Genomic DNA, 481 nt, shown 5'->3' on the forward strand with positions numbered 1-481 from the left:
CCTCGGCGCCGGCGGCCGCAGCAGCCCGCGCCTCGCTCAGGCGGCCCGCCTCGCGATGCTCTGCCGCGAGCCAAGCCAACCACTGGACCGCTGCCGACTGCTTCGCCTTGTCGTAGCGGTCCAGCCGCAGCGCGCGGCGGAGGTACGCCGCCGCCTGCTGCGTATCGCCGCGCTCGGCATGCGCCGCGCCGAGCGCCCAGTTGAGCGGCCAGGACTGCGGATCATGCCGCAGTCCCGCCGCCAGCAGCGTCGCCCGCTCCTGCAGCGGGGCGAGCGCCGCCAGCTCCAGGCGCATCCGCGTATCCTGCGGATGCGCGGCCAGCCCCTCGCGCAGCGCCGCGAGGCGCGCCTCGCCCGTGGCGGCGAGCGCCTGCTGCCGTGCCGTCAGCGTCGCGTCGGCACGCAGCCCGGACGCGGCAGCAGCAGCCAGCAGCGCCAGCGTCAGGAGGGCGCTGAGGGCGCGCGGCCACGGCCAGCGAGG

The 481-nt window shown here is 78.0% G+C and carries 1 pseudogene; it reads right to left on the reverse strand.

The annotated features are described in order from the left end of the window. Window positions 1-481, reverse strand: a pseudogene (locus tag PA598K_RS36790) (hypothetical protein); the annotation flags it as partial.

It is taken from the genome of Paenibacillus sp. 598K, from assembly GCF_003851045.1.
Taxonomy (GTDB): domain Bacteria; phylum Bacillota; class Bacilli; order Paenibacillales; family Paenibacillaceae; genus Paenibacillus_D.